The sequence below is a fragment of the Kouleothrix sp. genome (assembly GCF_046328425.1).
GTDB lineage: Bacteria > Chloroflexota > Chloroflexia > Chloroflexales > Roseiflexaceae > Kouleothrix.
In genome coordinates, this window is record NZ_JAXLWP010000004.1 from 237,815 (window position 1) to 261,789 (window position 23,975).

15 protein-coding genes are annotated in these 23,975 nt (G+C 67.0%); 8 read left to right on the forward strand and 7 right to left on the reverse strand.

The window, feature by feature from the left end; genetic code table 11:
* Positions 1-7: 7 nt before the first annotated feature.
* Positions 8-1,807, reverse strand: coding sequence for a pseudouridine synthase (locus U0177_RS03795; protein ID WP_409569260.1), 1,800 nt, complete (start codon positions 1,805-1,807; stop codon positions 8-10).
* Between the two features lie 551 nt (positions 1,808-2,358).
* Here U0177_RS03795 and U0177_RS03800 point away from each other — a divergent pair.
* The 3 genes from U0177_RS03800 to U0177_RS03810 all read left to right on the forward strand — a co-directional run bounded on the left by U0177_RS03800 (position 2,359) and on the right by U0177_RS03810 (position 7,907).
* Positions 2,359-4,278, forward strand: coding sequence for a hypothetical protein (locus U0177_RS03800; RefSeq protein ID WP_409569261.1), 1,920 nt, complete (start codon positions 2,359-2,361; stop codon positions 4,276-4,278).
* Between the two features lie 402 nt (positions 4,279-4,680).
* Positions 4,681-6,258 (forward strand): hypothetical protein, encoded by a 1,578-nt coding sequence (locus tag U0177_RS03805; RefSeq protein ID WP_409569262.1) that lies wholly within the window; start codon positions 4,681-4,683, stop codon positions 6,256-6,258.
* 101 nt (positions 6,259-6,359) lie between these two features.
* Positions 6,360-7,907 (forward strand): aldehyde dehydrogenase family protein, encoded by a 1,548-nt coding sequence (locus tag U0177_RS03810; protein ID WP_409569263.1) that lies wholly within the window; start codon positions 6,360-6,362, stop codon positions 7,905-7,907.
* Between the two features lie 158 nt (positions 7,908-8,065).
* Here U0177_RS03810 and U0177_RS03815 read toward each other — a convergent pair whose 3' ends face one another.
* Complete coding sequence (locus U0177_RS03815) at positions 8,066-10,816, reverse strand: protein kinase domain-containing protein (protein ID WP_409569264.1); 2,751 nt, start codon at positions 10,814-10,816, stop codon at positions 8,066-8,068.
* Positions 10,817-11,147: 331 nt separating this feature from the next.
* On the opposite strand from U0177_RS03815, the gene U0177_RS03820 reads away from it, so the two are divergent.
* Positions 11,148-12,071: an LPXTG cell wall anchor domain-containing protein gene (locus U0177_RS03820; protein WP_409569265.1), complete on the forward strand. Its 924-nt coding sequence runs from the start codon at positions 11,148-11,150 to the stop codon at positions 12,069-12,071.
* An 89-nt stretch (positions 12,072-12,160) separates the two neighbouring features.
* Here U0177_RS03820 and U0177_RS03825 read toward each other — a convergent pair whose 3' ends face one another.
* From U0177_RS03825 to U0177_RS03845, 5 genes are all read right to left on the reverse strand, one after another.
* Positions 12,161-13,201, reverse strand: coding sequence for a YbhN family protein (locus U0177_RS03825; RefSeq protein WP_409569266.1), 1,041 nt, complete (start codon positions 13,199-13,201; stop codon positions 12,161-12,163).
* Between the two features lie 11 nt (positions 13,202-13,212).
* On the reverse strand, positions 13,213-14,397 hold the full coding sequence (locus tag U0177_RS03830) for an MGDG synthase family glycosyltransferase (RefSeq protein ID WP_409569267.1): 1,185 nt from the start codon (positions 14,395-14,397) through the stop codon (positions 13,213-13,215).
* Between the two features lie 91 nt (positions 14,398-14,488).
* A complete protein-coding gene (locus U0177_RS03835; RefSeq protein WP_409569268.1) occupies positions 14,489-15,241 on the reverse strand; it encodes a CehA/McbA family metallohydrolase in 753 nt (250 codons plus the stop codon).
* A 326-nt stretch (positions 15,242-15,567) separates the two neighbouring features.
* The gene (locus U0177_RS03840) at positions 15,568-16,395 is read right to left on the reverse strand and encodes an exonuclease domain-containing protein (RefSeq protein ID WP_409569269.1); all 828 of its coding nucleotides are present in this window, start codon (positions 16,393-16,395) and stop codon (positions 15,568-15,570) included.
* 220 nt (positions 16,396-16,615) lie between these two features.
* Positions 16,616-17,614, reverse strand: coding sequence for an SH3 domain-containing protein (locus U0177_RS03845; protein WP_409569270.1), 999 nt, complete (start codon positions 17,612-17,614; stop codon positions 16,616-16,618).
* A 399-nt stretch (positions 17,615-18,013) separates the two neighbouring features.
* Here U0177_RS03845 and accD point away from each other — a divergent pair, with 399 nt between their 5' ends.
* The 4 genes from accD (at position 18,014) to U0177_RS03865 (ending at position 23,974) form a co-directional block, all read left to right on the forward strand.
* A complete protein-coding gene (gene accD, locus U0177_RS03850; RefSeq protein WP_409569271.1) occupies positions 18,014-18,913 on the forward strand; it encodes an acetyl-CoA carboxylase, carboxyltransferase subunit beta in 900 nt (299 codons plus the stop codon).
* A 96-nt stretch (positions 18,914-19,009) separates the two neighbouring features.
* Positions 19,010-19,873 (forward strand): acetyl-CoA carboxylase carboxyltransferase subunit alpha, encoded by an 864-nt coding sequence (locus U0177_RS03855; protein ID WP_409569272.1) that lies wholly within the window; start codon positions 19,010-19,012, stop codon positions 19,871-19,873.
* An 803-nt stretch (positions 19,874-20,676) separates the two neighbouring features.
* Positions 20,677-22,749 carry a PrkA family serine protein kinase gene (locus tag U0177_RS03860; protein WP_409569273.1) on the forward strand — a complete coding sequence of 691 codons (2,073 nt, stop codon included), beginning with the start codon at positions 20,677-20,679 and terminating at the stop codon, positions 22,747-22,749.
* Between the two features lie 115 nt (positions 22,750-22,864).
* On the forward strand, positions 22,865-23,974 hold the full coding sequence (locus U0177_RS03865) for a DUF444 family protein (RefSeq protein ID WP_409569274.1): 1,110 nt from the start codon (positions 22,865-22,867) through the stop codon (positions 23,972-23,974).
* Position 23,975 lies beyond the last annotated feature (1 nt).

Here is a 23,975-nt window from a genome sequence, read left to right on the forward strand (position 1 = left end):
CAATCAGCTACTTGTCTTTATCGTCCGACGAGCGGGTGCGGAACGGAAAACCGTTGCGGCGAAAGGTGCGGCCCGAGCCGTAGCCGCCGGGGCGGCCACGCGCCATCGAGCGCTGCTCGCGCTTTTCCTGGCTAGTGCGCTCGTGCCACTCGCGCCCGGGGCCGCGCTTTTCTTCGCGCTCGGGTCGGTCAGGCAGGCGCTCATTGCCACGCTCGGGCCGGTCGGGGTTCTGGCCCTCGGCGCCCGACCCACGTGCATCGAAGTTGCCTCCCCGGTCGTCGCGGCGTGGCCCGCGTGCATCGAAGCTGCCTCCTCGATCATCGCGGCGTGGCCCACGTGCATCGTAGCCGCCTCCCCGGTCGTCGCGGCGTGGCCCGCGTGCATCGAAGCTGCCGCCCCGGTCGTCGCGGCGTGGCCCACGTGCATCGAAGCTGCCGCCCCGGTCGTCGCGGCGCGGCCCACGTGCATCGAAGCTGCCGCCCCGGTCGTCGCGGCGCGGCCCACGTGCATCGAAGCTGCCGCCCCGGTCATCACGGCGTGGCCCACGTGCATCGAAGCTGCCGCCCCGGTCGTCGCGGCGCGGCCCGCGTGCATCGAAGCTGCCGCCCCGGTCGTCGCGGCGTGGCCCGCGTGCATCGAAGCTGCCTCCCCGGTCATCACGGCGTGGCCCGCGCGCATCGAAGCTGCCTCCCCGGTCATCACGGCGCGGCCCGCGCGCATCAAAGCTGCTTCCTCGGTCGTCACGGCGCGGCCCGCGTGCATCGAAGCTGCTTCCTCGGTCGTCGCGGCGCGGCCCGCGTGCATCGAAGCTGCCTCCCCGGTCGTCGCGGCGCGGCGCATCGTCGCGCCGATCGCCGCGTGGGGATCCATCGCGCTCGCCGCGCTGCGGCGCCGGCGCGGACTGCTCGGCAGCATCGCGGCGCGGGCGGCGCGGAGCGGCATCGTCTGGCGCGGCAGGCGCCACGGCGGCCGGATCGGCCTCGCGGCCAGCGCGGCGGGGCGGGCGGGCGGCGGTTTCATCGGCGGTTCGGCGGCGCGGGCGCGCCGGCACGGCGCGAGCCGGCGTCTCAAGCGGCTCGGCATTGGGGCCGCCGACGTGCGACCACACCGCCTCGACCTCGTCGTCGGTGAGGCGGCGCCACTCGCCAGCCGGCAGATCGCCCAGCAGCACCGGCCCCTCGCGCACACGGATCAGGCGCAGCACATCGTAGCCGAGCAGCCGGGCCACCTCGCGGATCTGGCGCTTGCGGCCCTCGTGCAGCACCACGCGCACCCACACGCCGTCTTCGCCTCGCTCGAGCACATCGACCCACGCAGGCGCGGTGGGGATATTGTCGAGCAGCACACCGCTGCGCCACTCGCGCAGCGCCTCGGGCGAGGGCGCCTGGTCGAGCAGCGCACGATACTCTTTTTCAACCTGGTAGCTCGGGTGCGTCAGGCGCTGTGTCAGCTCGCCATCGTCAGTCAGCAGCAGCAGCCCCTCGCTGTCGTAGTCGAGGCGGCCGATCGGAAACAGCCGTGCGGGCAGATCGACCATGGCAACGACCGTTGGGCGGCCGTGCGGGTCTTCGGCGGTTGAAACCACGCCCGCAGGCTTATGCAGCATCACATACGTGCGCGGGTTGATTTTGCCGATCGGCTGACCATCGACGGCGATCTCGTCCTGCTCAGGGTCGACGCGCGTTCCCGGCACAACTACCACTTTCCCATTCACCGACACACGGCCGGCGCCGATCAACTCCTCACAGTCGCGCCGCGAGGCAATGCCGGCGCTAGCCAGCACCTTCTGTAACCGTTCTGCACTCAATGCATTTTCCTTAATGAAGAGATTGAACAATAAATTCGTGCGGGTTGGCATGCCCGATGCCCACCGGCCGGCGCGCACGGCCAGCCCACATCATTGGGTGTGGAGCATCAAGCTGGGGTTGAACCCCGCCGTACAGTGGATACCAGCCGCAGTTCCGGTGTATCAAGAATCATTCCGCCCCAAGCTGTGGCACGGCACAATTTCAACACATAGCGCCGCCGGATCGTCTGCCATCAGCAGGTGTGCAGCCTCTCGGCTGGTGAACATCGGGCGCCGCTACGCGCATTGCCGGGCCACTGGGCACATCTGGATTCGGGTGCGCGGTTTGAAACAATTCGGCGCCCTTCAAGGGGCCACACGCAGTGGAATACTGGTAGTATACCACAGTCGCCTACGATTTGCGATACATTTGTAGCACGATTTCGGCGCGGTTGCGTTTCGGGCCTATATCGGGTAGCATAGTCGCGATGTAAGCCGGTTTGCCGGCGCCGTTTCTCGCAATTATGGCTAACCAGCAGGTGCCCTCACAACTCACCGCCACGGCGCGGCCGATGCCTGTGGCCCACGTGCGCGCCGCACTGGCACGCCGGCTGCGGCGCGGCGCCAGGCCCGGCGCAGCGCTGCTGGCTGCGCTCGCGCTGCTGCTGGCTGCCGATATGCTGGCGCTCAACATGCGCGCAGGCGGCTACGCCGTCGACGCCGGCACGTACCGGGCGATCTTCTACCTCGGCAATGTGTTCGAGCCCGAGCGCGAGGCCGACGGTACGAGCTACCGCTGGACGCACGGCCAGGCGCTGCTGCGCTTCCGCCAGGCGCTGGTGGCGCCTGCAACACTGCTGCGGCTGGATCTGGGCGGCCGGCCCGCGCCCGCGCAGGTACGGCTGAGCTTCAACGGCCAGCCCTGGCTCGAATTCACCGCCGCGGCCCAGGCGCGCAGCTACACCTTCATCCTGCCGCAAGCGGCCTCGGGCGACGCAACGATCGCGATCGACAGCCCTACGTTCAGTGTTGGCGACGACCCGCGCGCGCTGGGGATCAAGCTTCGGCGCGTGCAGCTCAGCACGCCAGGCACGGGCTGGCGCGCGCCGACGCTGCCGACGCTGCTGGCGCAGGCGGCGATCCTCGGCGCGGCGCTGCTGACGCTGGCGATCGTGCGGCTGCCATGGCGCGCGCGCCTGCCGCTGGTGGCCGCGCTGGCGCTGGGGCTGGGCGCGCTGCTTGGCGCCGACCTGCTGCTGGCGTATGTCTACACGCTGCGGCTGGCGGTGGCAAGCGCGGCGCTGCTGGCGATCAGCTGGGTTGGGCTGCCAGTCGCCGAGCGCGCGCTAGCCTGGGCCGGCGGCGCGCGCGAGATCCGGCTGCTGTGGGGGCTCGCGCTGCTGGCCTGCGCCATCCGCATCGCCGGCATGCTCTACCCTACTTTTGGCGGCCAGGACCTATTTCTGCACACCCGGCTGCTCACCGATATCGCCAATGGCCAGCTTATTCACATGGTTATATCGAGCGAGTTCGGCAACGGCGAGATCCTATACCCGCCTGGAACCTACCTCGCGGTTGTGCCCGGCAAGCTGCTGATCGGCGACCAGGACTCGCTGCTGCAGGGCGCGCTGGCGCTGCTCGACGGCACCACCGCGCTGCTGGCGGCGCTGCTGGCGCGGCGGCTGGGCGGCAACCGCCACGCGGCGCGCATGGCGCTGGTGCTCTACGCCGGCAGCACCACGGCGTTTACGGTGATGGGCTACGGCTTTTCGGCGCAGCTGTTCGGGCAGTGGTTCGCTGCACCGATCGCCGTAACGCTGATGAGCGATGAGTGGCCGCTGCCGCGGCGCGCCTGGGCCGGCGCGATCGCTATGCTGCTTATGGCGGTCAGCGCGCATATCGGCGTGGCGCTGCTGCTGAGCACGTGGTTCGGCATCGCGTTTTTGCTGGTGCTGGCGCGGCCGCACCGCAACATGCTCCTTGCCGCCGGGCTGCTGGCGGTCAGCGCGCTGTTCGCCCTCGCGACGCTGTACGCCGACGGGCTGCCGAGCATGATCAACCATTTCGGCCAGGTGCGCGATGGCGACGCTGCGAAAAGCTGGCTGCCCGGCGCCACGCCGCTGCTGTGGGTTGGCATGCGGCTGGCCTACAGCGGCGCGGGGCTGGCGCTGCTACCCTGCGGCCTGGCGCTGATCGCGCTGAACCGGCGCCGCGCCCAGCCGCGGCTGGTGGCCGCCGCGTGGCTGCTGAGCGTGCTGCTGTTTCTGGCGGCCGATCTGCTGCTGTCGCTGCAGGTGCGCTACTTCTATTTCTTCCTGCCCATGGCGCTGGCGGCGATTGGGCTGCTGCTGGGGCGGCTGGCGGCGCGCGGACGCTGGGTCTGCGCGCTGGCCTGGCTGATGGTGCTGTTCGTTTCGGGGCAGGGCGTGGCGCTGTGGTTCAGCGTGGTATTTGGCGACGGCAAGCTCTCGCTCACGCCGCTCACGCATTAGCGCGGCTTACGCTGCCGGCGTTTTGCCTTATACCAACTCCGTTTGATCGCTTTAGGAGTTACGCACTTGCGCTGTTCGGCTTCCCCAAGCGATGAGATTGCGCCTGCGGCAGCACATGGTACTCCTCCATCTTCTGTATGCGGTTTTCCGCGCTCCGCGCGCGGAAAACCGCGCCATACACGAAAGAGAGTACCGCTCTGCCGAAGGCTGAGCGCGCCAACTGCGTAAGTCCTACACGTATAGAGTGTGTTGCACGACGTGGCTTCGCCACGTCGTGCAACACAATACGAGGCAGGGGCGGCGAAGCCTGCCCAAACCCCACCAAAGTGTCAGTAATCAAGCGAATTTGGTATTAGCTGTCTGAAAAGGTAATTTGAAGGGACTTCGTCATAGTGATTGCCTATGTTCAACTCGGCTTCTGAAACACGCGCTGCCGGGCGGCCGTACGCCCGCGCCGCCGGCCTGGCCGCGCTCGCGCTGCTGCTGGCCGGCGCGCTGCCGCTGATCTGGGCCGCCGCGCTCAGGCTGCAGTTTCTGCTGCGCTACCCCTACCCGCACGACGGGCTCGAGGGCACGCTGCTACACGAGGCGCGGCTGCTCTATGCCGGCCAGCCGCTGTATCAGCCGCTCGAGCGCCTGCGATTTGTGTCGGCGCCTTACCCGCCACTGCATTTTCTGCTGCTGGGCCTCGCCGACGCGCACATCGCCGGGCCGCATGTCTTCTGGGCCGGCCGGCTGGTCTCGCTGGCGGCGGCGCTGGCGGTGGCGCTGCTGATCGTGCTAACCTGCCGCCGCGCTGGCGGCATGTGGCTCGGCAGCATCGCCGGCCTGGCGCTGTTCGCGAGCGCGCCGCCGCTGCTGCTGTGGGCCACGCGCATCAAGCCCGACCTGCTGGCGCTGCTGTGTACGGCGCTGGGCCTGTGCATGGCTACCGCCGCCTCCGGCCGGCCCGACACAGCCGCGCGCGAGTGGCCGCTCCGCCTGGAGCGGCTATCGCCGCTGGCCCTGCCGCTGGCGGCGCTGTGCTTCGCGCTGGCGTTCTTCGCTAAGCAGACGACCGTGGCCGCGCCGCTAGCCACCGGCCTGGCGCTCGCATTCGACGACCTACGCGACTGGCGCGCCGGCGCCGGGCCGGCCATGTTCGTGGGCCGGCTGCCGCTGCGGCGGCGCACGCTGCTGTTCGGGCTGTGCTACCTGGCGCTGGTGCTGGGCGCCTGGGTCACGCTCGACTTGATCACCAGCTTTCAGTTCACCGCGCACATCTGGGGCCTGCACCGCAGCGAGTGGTGGTCGGTGGCGCTGTGGCGCAAGTTCGTGGCGCTGCTGCTGCCCTATACGCCGGGGGTAGTGCTGGCGGCCGGCGTGCTGCTGGCGCTGGCGCCGCGCGATCGGCGCGTGCTGGTGCCGGCCTGCTACGCGCTGCTGGCGCCGATCACCCTGCTGGGCGCGGGCGAGACCGGCGCCAACCACAACCACCTGCTCGAGTCGCTGCTGGCGATCAGCCTGGCGGTTGGCATCTGCGCCGGCCGCCTGCCCGAGTGGAGCGAGCGCCGGCCGCTCGCCGCGCTGCTGGCGCTGGCACTGCTGATTGCGCAGCTTGGCCTGGCCTACCGGCCGCAAGACTGGTACATCAACGAGCTGGCGCCGCCGCAGACGCCCCAGCGCTACCTGGACTTCATGCGCAATACCCCCGGCGAGATCCTCGCCGACGATGTAGGGCTGATGATGGCGGCCGGCCGGCCGCTACGCTACGACGACCCATCGACCATGGGGCCGGCGGCGCAAAGCGGCGTGTGGGACGAGAGCGGCCTGATGCAAGAGATCGCCGAGCGGCGCTTCAGCGCAATTATGCTCCCGGTCGATCTCGGCCACGACCGGATCGACCCATCCGGCCGCTGGACGCCCGAAATGCTCGACGCCATCCGGCAGCACTATAAGCTCGCATTCCGCGATACGATTTTTACCTATGTGCCAAAGTGACCCACCAGCATCAGACGCACGGCTCGCTTGCCGCAGCGCGCCGCGTCTGCTATCATGACGCATAGCAGCATGCCCGACAAAGAGCACCAGGAGCAATGCGTATGGAAGCAAACCACACCGACGACCTGCCGCGCTATGGGCTGTACATCGACGGCCGCTGGGTCGACGCCGCCGATGGCGAGATCATGCCGGTGAACGAGCCGGCGCGCGACGCCCCGATGGCCTACGTGGCCAAAGGCAGCCCGGCCGATGTCGAGCGCGCGGTGCAGGCCGCCCGCAAAGCATTCGACCGCGGGCCGTGGCCGCATACCGCGCCGCACGAGCGCGCGCGCGTGCTGCACGCCATCGCCGACTTGATCGAAGCGCACGCCGACGAGCTGGCCGAGCTTGAGTCGCGCAACCTCGGCGTGCCAATGCGCAAGAGCCTGTTCATCGACCTACCCGGCGCGGCCGAGCACTGGCATACCTTCGCCGAAATCGCGCGCCGCCACCCCTACGAGCCGGTGCCCTGGACCGATATGCCCTCGGTGAGCTGGAATTTCATCTGGCGCCAGCCGATCGGCGTGTGCGCGCAGATCGCCGCCTGGAACTACCCGCTGCTGTTTGCCTCGTGGAAGATGGCGCCGGCGCTGGCGGCCGGTAACGTCGTGATCTTCAAGCCGGCCTCGTACACGCCGCTCACTACCATTCGCCTGTTCGAGCTGATCGACCAAGCCGGCCTGCTGCCGCGCGGCACGATCAACCTGGTGACCGGGCCTGGTGGCAGTGTGGGCGAGGCGCTGGCCGGGCACCAGCTGATCGATAAGATATCGATCACCGGATCGACCGCCAGCGGCCGCCGGGTGATGCAGCAAGCCTCCACGAACGTCAAGCGCGTCTCGCTCGAGCTGGGCGGCAAATCGCCTAGCATCGTGATGCCCGACGCCGACCTCGACCTGGTGACCGACGGGCTGCTGTTCGGCGTGTACCTGAACGGCGGGCAGAGCTGCGAGGCCAGCGCGCGCTGCTTCGTGCCCAGGCAGCTGTACGATGAACTGGCCGGGCGACTGGTAGCGCGCGCCAGCCAGCTGCGCCTGGGCAACCCGCTCGACCTCGAGACCGACGTGGGGCCAATGGTGTCGCACGAGCAGCTGCGCACCGTCATGGGCTATGTCGAGGCCGGGCTGCACGAGGGCGCCACGCTGGCGCTAGGCGGCAAGCCCGCCAGCGTGGCCGGCTTCGAGCGCGCGCCGTTCATGCAGCCGACGATCTTCACGAATGTGCGCAACGATATGCGCATCGCGCAGGAAGAGATCTTCGGCCCGGTGCTGGCGGTGATCCCGTACACCAGCGTCACCGAGGCGATCGAGCTAGCCAACAATATCGAGTACGGCCTGGGCGCGGCGGTGTGGTCGCGCGACATCCAGGCGGCGGTCGAGGTCGCCAAGCGCATCCACGCCGGCACCGTCTGGATCAACGACTACCACCTGATCATCCCGCACGCCGGCTTCACCGGCTTCAAGCAGAGCGGCTTCGGCAACGAGCACGGGCTGCTTGGCTACCTCGACTACACGCTCCCCAAGCATATCCATGTCGACCTGATGCAGCGGCGCGATGGCCGGGTGTGGTGGGACGCGCTGCTGCCGCCGGATGATGCCGGCTCCGCTTGATCGCTTTCATTCTGTGATACTCTGTTCGCTTGATCACGTATAGATTGTGTTGCACAACGTGGCTTCGCCACGTAGTGCAGCACAATAAGACTGGGGCGGCTGCCGCCCCCAAACCACCACCAAAGAGTAAGTTGTCAAGCGAATTAGGCGGCGCGCCGCTACTGCGCCGGCGACGCGCAGCGAAAGCCGATCTGGTCGCTCGACGTATTCGCCGGGAAGGCCTGGCGCGCGGCCGGCGACACTTCCGCCTGCGTCTGGGCCCACGAGCCGCCGCGCACCACGCGCGGGCCTGGGGCGTTCGGATCTTCGCGGCCATCAGCCGGATCGTACGGATAAGGCGTCTTGAGCGTGCTGGTCCACTCGGCCGCGTTGCCGGCCATGTCGCGCGTCCCGTTGATGTCGTCGCGGAACGTGCCAACCGCCACGGTATCGTCGCGCTTGGCGTCGGCCGAGTTCAGGCGGCTGGGATCCCAGCTGTTGCCCCACGGCCACGCCATCTTCATACGCGCCGAGGCATCCCACGAGGCCGCCTTCTCCCACTCGGCCTCGGATGGCAGGCGCTTGCCCGATTGCTCGCAGAAGAACTTGGCCTGCTGCCAGGTGACATTCAGCACCGGGAAGAAGCTGAACTGCCCATTGCTGGCGTAGTCGGGGTGCGTCGCCGATTTGAAGTTCAGCAGCTCGCAGCCGCGCTGGTCGACACACGTCACGAACGCCTGGTTCGTCACCTCGTTGCGGTCGATATAAAAGTCGTCGATCTGCACCACGTGCGGCAGGTCGGCCGGGTTGGCGTTGCTGCCCATGATGAAGTCGCCGCCGTGGATCAGCACCATCTCGCCGCTGAACGACTGCTGCGTGGCCGGCCGGTTCGAGAACTGCGGGGCCTTGTCGGCGCTCCAGATCTTCAGGTTGTCGAAGCGCATCTCCGAGGTGCCTGCCTCGGCGTTGGCTACCAGCGTGCCGAGCATGCCCGAGGCATACGCGCCGTCGCTGGCGCTGTCGAGCTGCGCGCCGTTCAGGAACAGCGTGAAGGTATTGCCCGAGGCGTCGATCCGCAGCTGATTGACATCGCCACCCTTGCGCACCAGCGGCGATTCCTTCGCGGCGATCAGGTCGCTCCACTTATTCGCGCCATCCTGCTTGCGCAGCGTATACGTGCCGCTGCGCGCGTCGATCAGCAGCGCGTAGAAGTGGCTGGCGTCGCGGGCGCGGAACACCACCCCGCCGGCAGCCGCGCCTGTGCGATCGGCGCTCGCGTCCGAAAGGTCGATTTGCAGCGAGAAATCGCCTGCCAGCAGGCGTGGCGAGAACGCCCAGCGCGTCTGGTTCGGCTGCGACAGCTTCATGCTGTAGACACCGGGGTCGGCGATTGCGAGCGCCAGGTCGGGCGCGATCTGGCCGACCAGGCCGCTCTTATCGCCGCCTGCGCCGAAGTCGTCTTCCAGCGACAGCGTGCCTGCGGGCGCGGGCAGCGCGGGCAGCGCGGCAGTGGGCTGCGGCGCATTCGCGGCGGTAGGTTGCGGCGCGTTTGCGGCGGTGGGCTGCGGCGCGCTTGTGGCCGCGCCGCCACTCGGCGTGCCCGAGCGCAGCCCCGGCAGGATCAGCACGCCCGCCAGCACCAGCAGCACCAGCACCCCGCCGATGATCAGCGGCACACGCAGCCGCGAGCCTGCGCCGGCTGGCGCGGCGGCGGGCGCAGGCGTGGCCGGCGGCTGAGCTGGCTGCTCGGGCGCGGCGCCCGGCTGCAGCTGGCCCGAGGGGCGCTCGGCTGGGGCGCCTGGCCGCGCCAGCTGGCCCGAGTCGAAGACGAACTGCGGCTGTGCCGGCGTGGGCTGCGTACCCTGCGGCTGTGCCGGCGCGGGCTGCGTACCCTGCGGCTGTGCCGGCGTGGGCTGCGTACCCTGCGGCTGCGAGCCAGGCTGGCCGCGCTGCGCGTCGCGCGCGGCCGCCAGCAACGCGGCGCTGTCGCTGTAGTTCGGGTCGAGCGCCTGCACCTCTTGGAAGCGCGCCGTCGCAAGATCAAAGCGCCCCTCGTTCAGCGCGCGCACGCCCTCCTGGTAGCGCGCAGCCACCGCCGGCTTGCTCGGCCCCAGCCGGTCGGCGGCCCACAGGCAGGCCTCGGCCATGGCCGCCGCGCTTTGAAAGCGCCCGGCCGGATCTTTCGCCAGGGCGCGCAGCAGCAGCGCCTCGACAGCGGGAGTAACGCTTGGCTCAACCGAGCGCGGCGGCGGCGGCGGCTCGTAGGCGTGCTTCGCCAGCAGCGCCATTGGCGTATCGGCGTCGAACGGCACCCGGCCCGTCACCAGCTCGTACAACATCACGCCGGTGGCATACAGATCCGAGCGCGCATCGACCGCCTGGCCCGTCACCTGCTCGGGGGCCATATACGCCGCCGTGCCGATGATCAGGCCCGGCAGCGTGAGCTTCTGGTCGTCGCCGCGCAGCTTGGCGATGCCGAAATCGGCCAGCATTGGCCAGTCGGGCGTGGGCAGCAGCACATTCGCGGGCTTGATGTCGCGGTGAATAATGCCATAGTTGTGCGCGTAGCCCAGCGCGTCGAGCACCTTGCTGATCAGTCGCAGCGCGCGCGCCTGTTCCATCGGCACGCCCAGCATATCGCCAAGCGTCGTGCCATTCTCGACATACTGCATCACCAGGTACAGCAGGCCGTCCTGCTCGTTCGAATCGTAGATCGGCAAGATGTTCGGGTGCTGGAGCTGCGCAATCGCGCGCGCCTCGCGCTTAAATCGCACCGCGAACTGCGGGTCGCTGTTGTGCGAGAGCACCTTGATCGCGACATACCGATCGAGCGATTCCTGGTAGGCCTTGTACACCACCGCCATGCCGCCCTGGCGGATGCGCTCAATGATCCGATACTGCCCGAGTGTCTGCTGAATTAATCGATCCATATGTTAACGACCCTTTGCACGGGCGAATCGTTGCAAAGCGCGCGGCCGGCCTGGCGCACGCCCGCAGCGATCGTTGCCGGAATGCCTCTCCACCACTATGGTCATTTCCAACGTGCTATGCTATTATATCCTAGGTTCGCCATGTGCATATTGCGAAAATACAAGCGCCAGTTGCCGGCTGCGTATACTGAACGTTGCGCAGCACAGCGATTCTACGTCCACTGCATCGCCGTGCGGTTGCTCGGCACATGTTGCGATCGCCGGCATTGCTTTGGTTTGCGAACTCGAGCCGCGGCATACACGCGCCGCGCACCTACCAAGGAGGCACCCCATGCTCCGACGCGCCAATCGGATCGCACTCGCCGGGCTCATGGTTCTGCTCGCGCTGTTCGCGCTGGCACCTGCAGCCGGGGCAGCGCCGCTGCGCCAAGCCGACTCGGTCGACGTCGATGATCAGGCGATCAAAGACGGCACGCTGGTCATAGCCGAGATCAACGCCACTCAGGATGGCTGGATCGTCGCGCATACCGACGTGAACAACAAGCCCGGCCCGGTGATCGGCCACACCGCGGTGAAAAAGGGCGAGTCGTACAAGGTCGAAATCAAGCTCGAGCAGGCGGTTGCGCCCGGCGCCAAGCTCTGGCCGATGCTGCACATCGACGCCGGCACGATCGGCACCTACGAGTTCCCCGGCCCCGACGTGCCCGTGGTGGTGGATAACAACATCGTGATGAAGCAGATCAGCATCACCGCCTCCGACGGCACCACCGGCGCGGCGCCAAGCGGCGATGCCGCCTCCGCCGCCTCGATCGATGTAGACGACCAGGCGGTGGCGAATGGCAGCATCGAGGTGGCCGAGATCAACGCCACCGAAGATGGCTGGATCGTGGTGCATACCGATGTGAACGATAAGCCCGGCCCGGTGATCGGCCACACTGCGGTGAAGAAAGGCGAAGCCTACAAGGTGGCGATCAAGCTCGAGCAGGCGGTTGCGCCCGGCGCCAAGCTCTGGCCGATGCTGCACATCGACGCCGGCACGATCGGCACCTACGAGTTCCCCGGCCCCGATGTGCCCGTGGTGGTGAATAACAACATTGTGATGAAGCAGATCAGCGTCAAGGCGCCCGGCGCGGCCGCGCCCAGCAAGCTGCCGAATACCGGCGGCAGCGCGGCGCCGCTCGCCATCGCCGCCTTTGGCGCGCTGCTGCTGCTGCTGGCCGGGCTGGGGCTGCGCCGCCAGGCCGCGCACAGGTAATACCAAATCCGCTGTTCACTTGCTTTACGGTTGAGGGTTCGGGGCGGCTTGGCCGCCCCGAACCCTTTTTAGGGCTTACGCAGGCGCAATTAACGCGCGGCGCCATTCCCGCGCGCCAGCCACGCATACGCCGCCGCCGCGAGCGGCAGCAGCAGCCAGAAGTTCAGCAGCCGAAAGATCACCGCCGCCGGCACTGCCGCCGGCCCCACCGCCAGAAACCCCAGCACCGCCGCCAGGATCGTCTCGATCGTGCCGCCGCCGCCCGGCAGCACATTCAGCAGGCTGGTCACCAGCGCGGCGCCAAAGGCCGCCAGCACGACGGCGAACGAGGCGTGTACCCCGAGGCTCAGCAGGATCAGCAGCATCGCAAAGCTATGGCCGCACAGCGCCGCCAGCTGAATGCCCACCAGCACCGCCAGCGTGCGCCAGTTCGCGGCCAGCAGCGCGCGGCCATGCGCCACGCGCGCGGCGGCATGGCCCGGCCAGGCGCGTGCGCGCGCCCGACGCGAGATCTTGGCGGCCAGCGGCTGGAGCCGCCGCAGGCACGCCGCCAGCGCGGCCGGGCTGCGCGTCAGCACCAGCGCACCCAAGATCAGCCCGCCGATCATCGCAAGGCCCAGCAGCAGCGGCGCTACAATCGCCGCGCCCGATACGCCCGTCGAAAACGTGCGGAAGCCCAGGTAGGCCAGGCTGAACAGCGCGATCAGCACCATTGCCAGCGAGTAGCTGAGCATCTCGAGCGTCGCCACCAGTGTTGTCTCGCCCGGCGACACGCCGCGCCGGCGGAACGCGCTCACCAGAAACGCGTAGCTGCCCACGCCGCCCGCCGGCATCGACTGGCTGATCATGATCGCCACCAGCGCGGTCATCCAGGCGCGCAGCGTGCCCAGCCGGTGGCCCTGCCGGCGCAGCGCCACCCGAAAGACCTGGCCGCTGACCATGTAGCTCGCCAGGATCACGCCAAGCGCCGCTGCCAGCCAGCGCAGCTGGGCGCCGCGCGCCAGGCCGAGCGCTTCGAGCAACCACGCGCGGTTGAGCACGACCAGCGCCACGATCCCAACGCTCATCAGCAAGCCCAGCAGCAAGCGCCAGTTCAGCCGCGGCGCGAATGGTTTTGGTTGTGCAAGCATTGGTTCCATCGCTATACTACGCTCGCTTCCGTCGCAAATGTTGCGGCCTGCGGCCGCCGCCACGCCCCCGCATGCGCGGCTTGCGCCCGGTCAAGCACCTGCACCGCTACCGCCATCGCCGCGTGCGGCCGGCTGGCGGCGCGCGCCGCTGCAGCCATCGCCGCGCGCCTGGGCTGGCTGCCCAGTAGCTCGGCGGCATCGCCCGCCAGCGCGGCGGCGTCGCTGTGCGCCCGGCCAGCCCCAGCGCGCAGCACATACTCGACATTCCACTGCTCCTGGCCCGGCACCGGCAGCGGTATCAGCATTGGCACGCCAAGCGCCAGCACCTCGCTCACCGTCAGGCCGCCGGCTTTGCCGATCACCAGCTCGCTGGCCGCCAGCAGCGGGGCCAGGCTTGGCTGCGGCCCCAGCAGCCGCAGCGCCGGCCCGGCCGCCAGCTCGAGATCGGCCAGCGCCGTGGCAAGCACGGTGTTGCGCCCCATCGCGATCACCAGCGTGGCGGGTAGGCGCCGCGCCAGCAGCGCCTGGGCGAGCGCGCGCACCCGGTCGACCGGCATGCCGCTGCCGATCAGCGTCACGATCGGCTGCCAGGCCGGCAGGCCCAGCGCGCGCCGCACCGCCAGCCGATCGATCGGCTGGCAAACCGACGGGTCGATCGGAATACCGCTGACGCTCACGCGCGCCGCCGGAATGCCGGCGGCGATCAGCTCGGCGCGCGCCGCCGGCGTGGGCGCGAAATAGCTATCGGCGCCAGGCACCGCCCAGAAGGTGTGCGCGTGGTAGTCGGTGATCACGCACGCCAGCGGCGGCAGACCATAGCCGCGCAGTGGCGCCAGCGCCTCGACCGGCAGGAAGTGCGTGCAGATGATCGCGTCGGGGCGCGCGCGCTCGACCAGCCCGCACAGATCGCGCATGCCGAACGCGGTGTACTGGGCGCGCGCCGCTGCGAACACGCCGCGCGACGGAAATACTCGGTCGGTGGCGCGGTAGAAACCGCTCCACACGCCAGGAATACGGTCGGCCAGGCTCAGGTACGAACCGCGATACGAGCGCCGAAACAGCGGGTGGGTATAGTCGAGCGTGTCTTCCAGCTGCGCCGTAACGCCGGGCAGCTGCCCGAGCGCCTGCGCGATAGCCGCGGCGGCCCGCTGATGGCCCATGCCCACCGAGGCATGCAGCAAAAGAATATGTGCCATAGCGTTCGACCTTTATCAGTGCCATAACGGCGCTAGCTACGTTATGGACATGCAATTCCTAATCCAAAACCCTTCAGCCAGGATGAGTCGTTTATGAGCGGCCGATAAATGTTGCCGAATCGCGCGGCGTGACGCCCGCGCCGTCGAGCGCGAGCCTCAGCAATCCGCCGATGCCGCGCTGGCGCACCCACTGGCGGCTTACGTCGAGGTATTGGCCGATCGTCCAGTAGCCGCCGCCCCAGCTGGCTTCGCCGCGCACAATCGCGCGGTACAGGTCATCGGCGCTCGCGCCAGGAAACACAGTGTAGGCGCGGCCAATTGTTGCTAGGGAGTGCGCATCGCTGCCGCCAAGCGCCGGCAGGTTCATGGCGGCGGCCACGTGCTGCGCCACGCGGTTGCAGCCGCGCTGCGACCAGATCACGCCGGCGTTGAGCGCCTCGATCGCGTCGAGCCGCCACTCGGCCTGGCGTTCGTGCAGGCCGTGCGCGCCCAGCGAGGGCACGCTACGATCGTAGGGGTGCGCGGCGACACACAGCCCGCCCTGGGCGTGGATGGCCGCGATGGTTTCGGCGGCGGGCCTGCCAGGCGGCAGCTCGTCGTCGATGAACAGCGCCAGCAAGTGGCCCTCAGCGGTGCTCACTTCTTCGCCTACAATAACTTGGACGCCGAAATCGCGCGCAAGTTGCGCCGCCGCCCGCCCGCCCGCGATCGTGTCGTGGTCGGTGATTGCGATCAGCCGCAGATCCGATTGGGCAACGTGCGCCAGGATCGCGGCGACATTGGCAGTGCCGTCGCTGTAGGTCGAGTGAATGTGCAGGTCGGCTTTGCTGAGCTGGCTGTTCATGGTGGCCTCGCGTTTCAACTGATAGGGCCTCGTGGAAGGCGGCTGCGCCGGCATACTGCCAATGGCGCTTCGACGCTAGCCGGCCGGCGCGGGTTGCTCGGCCATTCGGCCCAACTTCGCGCTCGGTCGTCAGCCCGATCTCGATCGGGCGTGCGGCCGAGCCGGCCCGGCTGCGCGGCCAGGCAGCGCAAGTATGCCGGCGCGAGATTGCGCGCCGGCTAGCTACAGGTTGCGAGGGTGTGAACCGCAGATTAAGGGACTTGAAGACTGGTAGTCATCCACCAGGAGGTTTGGGGGTATGCGACGCTCCAGGGGTTGGGTGCGAGCTAGGCCGGGGAATCTTCGATCAGCTCGACATCGTGCAGCTTGTCGATCACAAACGCGCGCAGATCCTGGCGGAAGTAGCAGTATGCGCGCAGAAACAGCGTTTCGCGCTGACGCACAATCTCGATCGGCCGGATGATCCGCTCGGTGGGCTCGGGCTGGGCGCGCGAGCTGTAGCGCACCCGCAGCAGCTGGCCCGCCGCCAGCGCCGTAGCGATCGGCGGCGGCGCGGCCGGCTCCGGCTGGCCAGGGTCGAAGCCGCGGGCATAGCGCAGCACGTCGCCGAGCAGCCGGATGCCGCGCGTGGCCAGCTGCGCGGCCATATCGGCGAATACCGCCCGCAGGGCCAGCACATCGCCCATGGCGCGGTGCGAAGGGGCGGGGGCGCCCAGCGCCAGCGCCAGCGCCTTGAGGCTATGCGAGGGCCGGCGCGGGCTCAGGCGCCGCGCCAGCGCGAGTGTGTCGATCACCGGGGCGGCGATCGGCGGCAGCCCGGCGCGCGCGAGCTCGGTATGCAGAAACTCCATGTCGAACGGCGCGTTGTGCGCTACCAGCACCGCCCCCTCGCTGATCGCGCGCAGCGGCCCGGCGGCCTCGGCAAACAGCGGCGCGCCGGCTAGCTCTTCGGCGCGTATGCCATTGACCAGAAACGACTGCTCGCTCAGCGGCCGCTGTGGGTTCACCAGCGTCTCAAAGCGCCGCTCGGGCTCGCCGCCGCGCTCGCGCAGCAGCGCAACCTCGCACACCCGGTCGCCACGGTGTGGAAATAGGCCGGTGGTTTCAAGGTCGAAAAATACCAGCGGAACAGTATGGAGCGGCTGATCGAGCAAAGGGGCTCTTTCGTCTGATTCTCGGCGGCTGGCGCACATCTAGCGCAGTATTATAGCATTTAGCGCTTACGCAGTTGGCGCGCTCAGCCTTCGGCCAGGGCGGTACGATGCTTCGTATGGATACACAAGATCAACACGTACCGCGGGCAGCGCAAAGCGAAATTTCGGGGGCGGCCTGGCCGCCCCCGAACCCCACGATAAAGCAGCGCCTGCCAGGGTATTACTGCGCCACCCGCACCTGCTGGATCACGGCCTTGTCGAGCGTGAGCAGCGTGGCGCTGACCCAGCCCTCGGCGGCTGGGGCTTTGACGCGGAACCAGTCGGCCTGTTCCGTGCGCTCCAGCAGCGTCACCGTCTGCCCGGCCTCGAGCTGGCCCAGCACGTCGGCCGGGTCTTTTGTCACCCGCGGCTGCTTGCGGATGTTGCCGCCGTTGAACACCGCAGCCGTTGGCGCCGGCGCGGCGGTTGGCTCTGGCGCGGCAGTTGGCTCGGGCGCGGCGGTCGGCTCGGGCACAGCCGTCGGCGCCGGCGCGGCGGTAGGCGCAACCGTCGGTGGGGCGGCCTGGTCGCGGAAGAAGTCGTTCACATAGATCGACGGGATCGTCAGCTTGGCGGCTTCGGAGCTAACCGACTGGTTGTTCGCCGAGGCGCTCAGAATCAGCGTGTGCTCCTGGTCGCGGCGCGGGCGCGGCGCGGCGGCATCCCGCTCGATCACCACGCGCACCAGCCCGCCGCTCACCTGCGCCTGCGCCGACTGCTGGTTGGCCCAGGCAAAATCGCTGCCGCCCTCTTTCATCGCAGCCGTTACCACCGTGCCGTCGGGCAGGTTGGTCTTTGCGTCCACCACAATCCGCGCCGCCGATGCCAGCGTGGCCGTCACATCGGTGATCGACGGCGGCGGCGGCGGCGGCACGTTCGCCACCTCGGGCGCGCTGAAAAACGCCTGCCACACCACAAAACCTGCGATAATCAGCGCCAGCGGCACCAGTATCAGCAGCAGCTTCACCCCGATCGGCGCGTCGCGGAAGCGCTCGCCCAGCGTCTTCGGCTCGACATACGGCACCGAGGTGTAGTCGACAGGCTGGCCGAGTTCGGGTGGCGGCAGCACCTCGCCCTGGGCCGCCCGCCGCCGCCGTACCAGCACGGGGATCGCGATAAGCACTACCAGCACAAGCACGACGACGGCAATTACAATCGGATTCTGAAGTGCGTCGAGCATTGGTTATGGCTTCCTTTCGGCAGTAGCACGGGCAGAACAACACGCCACCGACGCGCGCCGTTGATCCTAGCACGTATCATATGCTAACTTCGCCTAACACGCAAGCCTGTCGGAAGCGCGTATCGGCGCAATCCGCGCACTGTTCGGCGCGTAAGAGTGTAAAAATTCGCCGGCCTGCGCGCCGACGCGCCCGGCTGGGACGATCTATTGCAGGTTCGCAGTTTGGGCAACGCCGAAACCGCCAGCCGCGCCAACCATCTCCGCGCTTCCGCGCGGGCAGGCCGGGTGGCGGCAAAGGGCGCCGGGCCTTGGCGGAAGCCTACTGCGGCTCTGGCATGCACTGCCGCCCGAGTACCGTGTGGTATAATACGCAGCGCATATCAACCCGAGGAGCACCCGATGAAAGAGTGGTTTCGCCGCCAGCCTAAGCATTTCACGCCGGCCGCCCGCGAAAACGGCCAGCAGATCCCCGATAATATGTGGGTCAAGTGCCCGGCCTGTGGCGAGTTGAATTATGTTAAGCAGCTCAACGACAACCTCAAAGTCTGCAAGTGCGGTTTCCACATGCGCCTCAGCGCCCGCGAGTGGCTGGGCCTGCTCGACGGCGACTCGTTTGTAGAAGAAGACGCCGCGATTGCGCCGACCGACCCGCTCGGCTTTGTATCGCCGAAAGACAACTACGGCCAGAAGCTGCACGAAAAGCAGCAAGAGACTGGCCAGCTCGACGCGATCATCAGCGGCCGCGGCGCGATCGCCGGCCTGCCGCTGCAGATCAGCATCGCCGAATTCGATTTTATTGGCGGCTCGATGGGCAGCGTATTCGGCGAAAAGGTAGCCCGCGCCGCCGAGCGCGCGGCCCACCAGGCCACGCCGCTGCTGACGATCAACACCTCGGGCGGCGCGCGCATGCAAGAGGGCGTGCTGGCGCTGATGCAGATGGCCAAGGTCAGCGTGGCGCTCACCCGGCTCGCCGCCGCCGGCCAGCCGCATATCTCGCTCATGGTCGATCCGTGCTACGGCGGCGTCACCGCTTCCTACGCCTCGGTGGCCGACATTATCATCGCCGAGCCGGGCGCGAACATCGGCTTCGCCGGGCGCCGGGTGATCGAGCAGGCCATCCGCCAGAAGCTCCCGCCACACTTCCAGACCGCCGAGTTCATGCTCGACCACGGCATGATCGACATGGTGACGCCGCGCGCCGAGCTGCGCGCAACGCTGGCCCGGCTGCTGCGCCTGTACGGCGGCAAATCGGCCGAGGAGGTAGCCGCGAGTGGCACCGCAGCGATGGTAAACGCCTGAGAAGACGAAGGACAAACGATCAGCGGCCAAAGAGCGCGAGGAATTCATCGATTGTTGGTCTTTGGTTCTTCGTCTTTGGTCCGTTGACAGAAACATATGACGAACGCAATGCTTACGCCTTGGGATAAAGTCCAGCTGGCCCGGCACCCGCACCGGCCGCATACGCTCGACTATGTGCGCGGCATCTGCGAAGACTTCGTCGAGCTGCACGGCGACCGGCGCTTCGGCGACGACCAGGCGATCGTCGGCGGGCTGGCGCGCTTCGACGGCCGCACGGTGATGGTGGTGGGCCACCAGAAGGGCCGCGACGCGCGCGAGAACGTCAAGCGCAACTTCGGCATGCCGCGCCCCGAGGGCTACCGCAAGGCGCTGCGGCTGTTCGAGCACGCCGAGAAGTTCGGCTTCCCGGTGCTCTGCTTCATCGATACCCCCGCCGCCGACCCAGGCACCCAATCCGAGGAGCGCGGCCAGGGCCGCGCGATCGCCGAGAACCTCCTGGCCATGGCCGGCCTGCGCGTGCCCATCCTGGCCACCGTGATCGGCGAGGGCGGCAGCGGCGGCGCGCTGGCGATCGGCGTTGCCGACCGGCTGCTGATGCTCGAGCACTCGGTGTACTCGGTGGCCGCGCCCGAGGCCAGCGCCGCCATCCTCTGGCGCGATGCCTCCAAAGCCCCCGACGCGGCCAAAGCCATGAAGATCACCGCCCAGGATCTGCTCGAGCTGCGGATCATCGACACCGTCATCCCCGAGCCTGAGGGCGGCGCCCACACCGATACCGGCGCCGCAGTCGGCGCCGTCGGCGATGCTCTGCGCGAGCAGCTGGCCGCGCTGGCGCTGCTCAGCCTCGACGCGCTGCTGGCCCAGCGCTACGCCAAGTATCGCGCAATCGGGCGCTTCCTTGAAGATCAGCACCACCTGCTGGCGGCCAATGGCGCCGCACCGGCTAGTTTGCCCTTCTGAGCGCCGTTTTCGCGGCATACTTCCTGCAATACCGTCCTCGACTGGTCGTGGCTGGTGGTGGGGTGGAGGAAGTGGGGCGCCCCCTCGCTTAACCCCAAGCATATCAATACTTCGGCTCGTCGCAGCACGGGCCACACATTCGCCGGGCAAGCATACCCGGCCGCATCCTTTTGCGCCAACGCTGCGTATCGTATCGATAGAGCGATCAGATGCCGGCTGTTCAATACCAGGCCGTGTCGCTGGCGTAGCTCGATCGTCATCTGTGCAATCTGTCTCATCTGTCGATGATCGCTCTATGAGAAGCTGTATGAAAAGGCATGCGCCAGGCACATAGGCCGCGCACTCCCCTTTTTTCAGATGGCTCGGCGAAGCTCCGAAAACAGATCCTGGCGACGTTTATTCCGGTACATACGGCGAGGGAGCTGCCTGTTGGCGCCGCGTTCGCGGCCTGAGTAGTACTGATGTACGCCAAAACCCTTGACGCTGATACATAACGTTGCTATAATACAGCCACCTGGAAGACCAGGCCTCCCTCAAAACGCTCCCTGAGATCTAAAGTTGTATAACCATCACCGTCGATCAGATCAGCGCGCCTGAGCACGTTGGCTCAATGTAACCGGCGCGAACAACCCGGCACTTGTTACCAATCTGTCCCGACACCGAGCCGTGCACCTTAGCAAGACCGCCTCGCAATACCCGCTAGCCAGCAATGGCGTACTATGCGCGGGGGGCGGTCGCTCGTGATTCAGCGCCGCGGCAGCATAGCCGCACGGCGATGAACGGTCACAACCAGGAGGACACAGATGACTACACAGGTTGGCGCTTCGCTTCTGCAGCTCGTGAGCGAGCTTCAGGATCGTAAAAAATTCCAGGAGCTGAACTGGACTGGCTCGTTCAGCGAATACCTGGACGTAGTGGGCCAGAACCCGCGTGTGACGCGCAATGCGTTCCAGCGGATCTACGACATGATCATGTCGTACGGCGCCGAGGAGTTCATCGACGCCAAAAAACGCCTGATCCGCTATAAGTTCTTCAGCGATATGTCGTTCGACCAGAACGACGCGATCTTTGGCCTCGAGATCCCGCTCATGCGCCTTGTGAACTTCTTCAAGGCCGCCGCGCAGGGCTACGGCACAGAGAAGCGCGTGCTGCTGCTGCACGGCCCGGTCGGCTCGTCGAAGTCGACGATCGTGCGCCGCCTGAAGAAGGGCCTCGAGCACTACTCGCGCACCGACAACGGCGCGCTCTACACCTTCGACTGGTACCTCGGCGATGCCGAAGACTTCGACCCGGCCACGCTGAAAGAAAACGACTGGCAGGCGTGCCCGATGCACGAAGAGCCACTGCACCTCGTGCCGATCGAGCTGCGCGAGCGCTTTGCGCGCGAGTTCAACAGCGAGCGCCCCGAGGGCGAGCACATCCGCATTATCGGCGACCTGTGCCCATCGTGCCGCTATAACTTCCGCGAGCAGATGCTGCGCTACGGCGGCGACTGGAGCAAGGTCATGCGCCACATCCGCGTGCGCCGCCTGGTGTTCTCCGAGCAGGATCGCGTCGGCATCGGCACGTTCCAGCCCAAAGACGAAAAAAACCAGGACAGCACCGAGCTCACCGGCGATATCAACTACCGCAAGATCGCGATCTACGGCTCGGACAGCGACCCGCGCGCGTTTAACTTCGACGGCGAGTTCAATATTGCCAACCGCGGCGTGATCGAGTTCATCGAGATGCTCAAGCTCGACGTGGCATTCCTCTACGATCTGCTGGGCGCCAGCCAAGAGCACAAGATCAAATCGAAGAAGTTCGCCCAGACCGACATCGACGAGGTGATCATCGGCCACACCAACGAGCCTGAGTACCGCCGGCTCGAGAACAACGAGTTCATGGAGGCGCTCAAGGATCGCACGGTGCGCATCGACATCCCCTACATCACGCGCCTGCGCGACGAGATCAAGATCTACGAGCGCGATTTCAACCGCCGCAATGTGCGCGTGCATATCGCCCCGCATACGCTCGAGGTCGCGGCCATGTGGGCGGTGCTCACGCGCCTCGAAGAGCCCAAGAAGCCCAACCTGACGCTGCTGCAGAAGCTCAAGCTGTATAACGGCAAGACGCTGCCCGGCTTCACCGAAGACAACATCAAAGAGCTGCGCAAAGAAACCCAGCGCGAGGGCATGGAGGGCATCAGCCCGCGCTACATCCAGGACAAGATCTCGAACGCGCTGGTGAACTTCCAGGAAGATGGCTACATCAACCCGTTCATGGTGCTGAACGAGCTCGAGGGCGGCCTGAAAAACCACGCGCTGATCAACGCCGAGGAAGACCGCAAGCGCTACAAAGATCTGCTGTCGGTGGTCAAAGAAGAGTACACCGAGATCGTCAAGAACGAGGTGCAGCGCGCGATCAGCGCCGATGAAGAGGCGATCAAGCGGCTGTGCGGCAACTACATCGACAACATCAAGGCCTACACCCAGCGCGAGCGCGTGCGCAATAAGTTCACCGGCCAGTCGGAAGAGCCCGACGAGCGCCTGATGCGCAGCATCGAGGAGAAGATCGACATCCCCGAGAGCCGCAAAGACGACTTCCGGCGCGAGATCATGAACTACATCGGCGCGCTGGCGATCGAAGGGCGCTCGTTCGACTACAAGACCAACGAGCGGCTGCACAAGGCGCTCGAGCTGAAGCTGTTCGAAGATCAGAAGGACTCGATCAAGCTCACGTCGCTGGTCTCGCGGGTGATCGACAAAGACACCCAGGAGAAGATCGACGTGGTGAAGGCCCGGCTGATCCGCGATTTCGGCTACAACGAGCAGAGCGCCACCGACGTGCTGAACTACGTGGCCAGCATCTTCGCGCGTGGGGATACAAAGAACTAGGTTACAGAGGACAGGTTACAGGGGACAGGTTACAGGGGACAGGGTTCAACACCTATCTTCCTGTAACCTAGAACCTGTAGCCTAGAGCCTGTAACCTGTAACCTAAGGCAACGCTATGTCCATCCGACGTGTCGAGCGCGACTTGGGCCGTTTCCGCCAGATCGTGCGCGGCAAAATCAAAAAAGACCTGCGCAAGTACATGTCGCAGGGCGAGATGATCGGCCGCCAGGGCCGCAAGTATGTGTCGATACCGCTGCCGCAGATCGACCTGCCGCAGTTTCGCTACGGCACCAAGCAGGGCGGCGGCGTGGGCCAGGGCGATGGCGACGTGGGCGAGCCGATTGGCCAGGGCGACCCGCAGCAGGGCCAGGGCGAGGCCGGCTCCGAGCCAGGCCAGCATGTGATCGAGGTCGATATCACGCTCGATGAGCTGGCGCAGATCCTTGGCGAAGAGCTGCAGCTGCCGAATATCGAGCCGCGCGGCAAGAAGAATATCATCTCGAAGAAAGATAAGTACTCGGGCATCCGCCGCGTCGGCCCCGACTCGCTGCGCCACTTCAAGCGCACCTACCGCGAGGCGCTGCGCCGCCAGATCTCGTCGGGCGAGTACAACGCCGCCAACCCGGTGGTGGTGCCGATCCGCGAAGATATGCGCTTCCGCTCGTGGAAAGAAACCCAGATGCCCGAGTCGAACGCGGTGATCATCTACATGATGGACGTGTCGGGCTCGATGGGCACCGAGCAGAAAGAGCTGGTGCGGATCACCGCGTTCTGGATCGAGACATGGCTGCGCTCGCAGTACAAAGAGATCGAGATCCGCTACATTGTGCACGACGCGGCGGCCAAAGAGGTCGACCAGAACACGTTCTACCACATCCGCGAGGGCGGCGGCACCAAGATCTCGTCGGCCTATAAGCTGTGCAATAAGCTGATCGACGAGCGCTACTCGCCCGACGAGTGGAACATCTACCCATTCCACTTCTCCGATGGCGACAACTGGGGCGGCGGCGATACGCGCGAGTGCGTCGAGCTGCTGCGCAGCCAGGTGCTGCCGAAAACCAACCAGTTCTGCTACGGCCAGGTGCGCTCGCTGTATGGCTCGGGGCGGTTCGCGCACGACCTCGAAGAGTACCTGGGCAAGGAAGACAACCTCGTGATCTCCGAGATCGCCGACCGCGACGATATCTACGACGCGATCAAAGACTTTCTCGGCAAAGGCAAGTGAT

Coding starts and splice junctions, on each gene's coding strand:
- U0177_RS03855 (WP_409569272.1), top strand. CDS start 19,010: ATGACGAACGCAATGCTTACGCCTTGGGATAAAGTCCAGCTGGCCCGG.
- U0177_RS03845 (WP_409569270.1), bottom strand. CDS start 17,614: ATGCTCGACGCACTTCAGAATCCGATTGTAATTGCCGTCGTCGTGCTT.
- U0177_RS03825 (WP_409569266.1), bottom strand. CDS start 13,201: ATGCTTGCACAACCAAAACCATTCGCGCCGCGGCTGAACTGGCGCTTG.
- U0177_RS03835 (WP_409569268.1), bottom strand. CDS start 15,241: ATGAACAGCCAGCTCAGCAAAGCCGACCTGCACATTCACTCGACCTAC.
- U0177_RS03830 (WP_409569267.1), bottom strand. CDS start 14,397: ATGGCACATATTCTTTTGCTGCATGCCTCGGTGGGCATGGGCCATCAG.
- U0177_RS03805 (WP_409569262.1), top strand. CDS start 4,681: ATGTTCAACTCGGCTTCTGAAACACGCGCTGCCGGGCGGCCGTACGCC.
- U0177_RS03865 (WP_409569274.1), top strand. CDS start 22,865: ATGTCCATCCGACGTGTCGAGCGCGACTTGGGCCGTTTCCGCCAGATC.
- U0177_RS03860 (WP_409569273.1), top strand. CDS start 20,677: ATGACTACACAGGTTGGCGCTTCGCTTCTGCAGCTCGTGAGCGAGCTT.
- U0177_RS03800 (WP_409569261.1), top strand. CDS start 2,359: ATGCCTGTGGCCCACGTGCGCGCCGCACTGGCACGCCGGCTGCGGCGC.
- U0177_RS03820 (WP_409569265.1), top strand. CDS start 11,148: ATGCTCCGACGCGCCAATCGGATCGCACTCGCCGGGCTCATGGTTCTG.
- U0177_RS03810 (WP_409569263.1), top strand. CDS start 6,360: ATGGAAGCAAACCACACCGACGACCTGCCGCGCTATGGGCTGTACATC.
- accD (WP_409569271.1), top strand. CDS start 18,014: ATGAAAGAGTGGTTTCGCCGCCAGCCTAAGCATTTCACGCCGGCCGCC.
- U0177_RS03815 (WP_409569264.1), bottom strand. CDS start 10,816: ATGGATCGATTAATTCAGCAGACACTCGGGCAGTATCGGATCATTGAG.